Origin of the sequence: uncultured Caballeronia sp. (genome assembly GCF_964243625.1) — a bacterium.
Taxonomy (GTDB): Bacteria; Pseudomonadota; Gammaproteobacteria; order Burkholderiales; family Burkholderiaceae; genus Caballeronia.
In genome coordinates this window covers 1-3728 of sequence record NZ_CAXTGZ010000589.1, presented here as the reverse complement: position 1 = coordinate 3728, position 3728 = coordinate 1, and the positions used below count along the sequence as shown (strand labels likewise).

Sequence of the window (3728 nt, the reverse complement as noted above, 5' to 3'; positions counted from 1 at the left end):
CGGACGTCTTCGCCGCGCTTGTGGTCGTGCGTGGCGGTCGTGAGCATGGCGTTCGGGAAGCGTTTGGCGCGCTCCTCATTGCCTTCGTGAAATTGCTCGACCGATAACGAAAACTCGCCCGGATCGGCACCGACTTCGTTGCGCGAGATAAGCCGGCCGTATCGGTAACACGCTGTGTCTTCGACGGCCTTCGCGGCCACCGGCGATGTCAGTTGTGAAAACAGGGTTTGCGCATTGCGTCGATGAGAACCGATCGAATTCGAGCCGGAATTCGAGCCGGAATTCGACCCGTTTATGCTCGCCGGCGCACTCTGAGATGCGCTGCCCGGACGCTCGCGTCCATGGCGGTCGAGCATACGTTCACGCGGCGGCTTTTCTTCGACGGGCTCTTCGCCCCCCGGGCCGCCGAGCCATTGCGCGACCTGATCGAGAATGCCGTGGTCTGCCGGCGCCAGCGCGGCCTTCGCGCCTTCGTAGGCCATCGAGAAAAAGCGTTCGTCTTCCGCGCTGCGTTGTCCGCTGACCGGATAAATCCGGTACACGGGGAAGTGCACGACGAGTTCGGACGTAACCCGCTTCAGCGATGAAAACGTGAAGTCGCGAGTGGCGGGCAAGTCGCGTGCGATCCGATGCAGTGCGCGGGCAACGCGGTCGAGTTCGGCGGAAAGGTTCTCGGCCAGGATCTTGCGACGCGCGGCTTCGGCTTCGACTGCGAAGTCGGCCGGACGTCCGGACAACTCGGCCCAGCTTTGTGCGAGGGGTTGAGCGCCGCGCGGATCGTGAAGCAGCGCGCCGACGTCGTTCATGAAATCGTAGCCGGTGGTGCCATCGATTTGCCAGTCGTCGCGCACGGGCTCGCCACGCGCGAGGATCTTCTCGACGACAAAATACGTGCGCGCTTGCCGCAGGTTCTCGGGACGCTGTTGCGCCAGCTCTTCCAGGCGATGGCGCAAGCGCTGGCAGTATTCGCGCGGCTCGGCGAGTCCATCGACGTGATCGATCCGCACGCCGTCTATCAGCCCCTCGGTGAACAAACGGAAGATCAGCGCGTGCGATGCGTCGAAGACCTCCGGGCGCTCCACGCGCATGCCGCCGAGCGTGGAGACATCGAAGAAACGGCGCCAGTTCACTTCATCTGCGGCTGTGCGCCACCATGCGAGCCGGTAATGCTGGCGTTCCAGCAGGCGATGCAGACGGTCGCGGCCCGTCACGTTGTCGCCGCAATGAGCGCGCACGGCGGTATCGATGGCCTTCTTGCCTTCCTCCGATGCCGCGAATTCCCTGAGCGCGGCACGTGCTTCGTCGGCGCGCGGCTGGTCGGCGGGTTGTGTCGAAAGGCCGGTGAAACGCTGTGCCATTTCCGGCGCGCTGTCCTGCAGGATCGCCGCGTAGTCGAGCGGGCTTACCGGGAACGTGTTGCTGTAGTACGTGACCTTGAAACGGCCGTCGTTGGCGTCGAAGGTCAGCTTGATCTTGTTACCCTTCAGTTCCTCGCCGTACGCGGCGCCCAGGAACGGCGCGAGGACCTTGCCGCGCAATGCAGGGTCGGGCGAGTGCCAGTCGACATCGAAATAACGCGAATGGGCGGCGTGACGGCCCCATTCGAGGATATCCATCCACCAGAGGTTTTCCGAGCCGCCCACGCCCATGTGATTCGGCACGACATCGACGATCACGCCCATGTCGTGTTCGCGCAGTTTTTCGACAAAGCGTTTCAGTCCTTCCTCGCCGCCGAGTTCAGGGTTCACGCGCGTGTAGTCGACGGTGTCGTAACCGTGCGTGGAACCGCTCGTGGCGGTGGTGATCGGCGATAAGTACGCGTGGCTGATCCCGAGCGACGCCATGTAGTCGACCTGGCGCGCGGCGTCGTCGAACGTGAAATCCTTGTGAAGCTGCAGGCGAAGCGTGGAGCGCGGGACGGTCATGGTCTTCAGTCAGTGGGTGATGCGTTATGCGCGGTGTCATGCGCGGCCGCCTTCGTATGGGCGGATTTCTGTCGGGCCTGGTCGACTGCAAGCAGACGGTCGACGAACGAGTCGTCATCGAACAGTTCGGATACGGGAACCGCCAGCCGCCGGCGCCAGTTCGGATGCTCGTCGATGGAACCGGGCAGGTTCGGCATCTCGGCGAGCGCGAGCAAGTCTTCCAGCGGATAGGTGACGAGCGGCGCGGGCGTGGAGGCCACGAACGCGAGCGCTTCGTCGACCGGCGCGGTCTGCGGTGAGATATCGGCGGGGACGTCGACATCCGGCGCGGCAACGCCGGCTTCCTGGAAAGCAGTCCATAGCAATTCGCGATCCTCGCCGCGTTCCGCCTGCGCCATTTCGACGGCGTCCTTGCCATCGGCGCGTACGGCGGTCTGGCCGATCTTCGAGCGCCAGACAATGTCCTCGCCGGTCCACCAGCCGGTGACGGTCGGCAGATCGTGCGTGGTCGTGGTCGCGGCGACGTCGTGATCCCAGTCGGCGGGTGCCTTGAAGCCCGGACCTTCTTCGGCGCGCTCGAACCACAGCACGCGAATACCGAGCAGACCATGTTCTTGCAACCGCTCGCGAAAACCCGGTGGCACGGTGCCGAGGTCTTCACCGATCACGATCGCCTTATGGCGCCACGATTCGAGCGCGATCAGGCGCAACAGGTCTTCGAGGGGGTATCGAAGGTAGGCGCCGTCCTTCGCGCTTTCGCCGTCGGGCACGAGCCACAAACGGCGCAGGCCGAGAATGTGATCGATACGAATCCCGCCTGCGAGCGTGAACGCGGCCCGCAACATGTCGATAAACGCCGTGAAGCCTTGCGTGCGCATGGCGCGCGGGGAGAACGTGGTCAGTCCCCACGATTGCCCCTTCTGGTTGAACAGATCGGGCGGCGCGCCGACGGACACGCCTTGCAGCATTTCATCGCGATACGACCACGCGTGACTGCCGGCGCTGTCACAACCCACGGCGAGATCCGCGATCAGGCCGATCGCCATGCCGGAGTCGCGCGCCACGTGTTGCGCGTGCGACAAACCCTTGGCCGCGAGCCATTGCGCAAAGAGGAAGAACTCGACCTCTTCCTTGTTTGCAGCTGCGAATTCGGCGACCGCATTGCTGCGTGGATTGTTGAGATCGCCGGACCAGTTGCGCCAGTGGCCTTCACCGGACTCCTTCAACTGCACGGCCTGCAGCGCTTCAAAACGCGCGTGATCTTCAAGCGCGCGTCCGCCATGTTTGACGAACTTCGCAAAGTCCTTGTGCAGCGAGTCGTTGCCAATCGTGCCGAACTGCGCAAACAGCGCACGCAGCACGGCGAGCTTCGCCGTCACCACGCGCGGCCAGTCGATCAGCTGCAGCGCTTCGAGTTCGGCGAATTCATCGGCGACGCCGGCCGTCTCGATCGCGGCCTGGGCTGCTTCGGCGCCCATTACTGCAGCCGGATCGATATGCGCGATGTTCAGGAACAGGCGCGACGACGGCGAATATGGGCTGAACTTGTTCGGCTCGGCGCTGAACATGGCGTGCATCGGACTGATCGCGACGGCGTGGGCGCCGCGTTTCGCGCTCTGTTCTGCAAGCGTGGCGAGCGCGGTGTAATCGCCAACGCCGCCATCGTGCTCGCGACGCAAGCCGTACACTTGCGCAGCCACGCCGAACACCGGCGGCGCGGGATTCGCGTCTTTGCCGAGCGCTTGCCACGCGTCATCGACGGTATAGCAACGTGCCGGGGCGACCGCGAGCGTGGTGCGCTGC

At 64.3% G+C, this 3728-nt stretch carries 2 protein-coding genes; both read right to left on the bottom strand.

Annotated elements, in window-relative coordinates; translation table 11 throughout:
- Positions 1 to 1925 (bottom strand): malto-oligosyltrehalose synthase (treY, locus tag ACFFAR_RS27590; RefSeq protein ID WP_174365323.1); only part of this gene is annotated, 1925 nt, incomplete at its 3' end.
- 5 nt (positions 1926 to 1930) lie between these two features.
- The coding region (malQ, locus tag ACFFAR_RS27585) for a 4-alpha-glucanotransferase (RefSeq protein ID WP_375508855.1) at positions 1931 to 3728 on the bottom strand (1798 nt) is incomplete at its 5' end.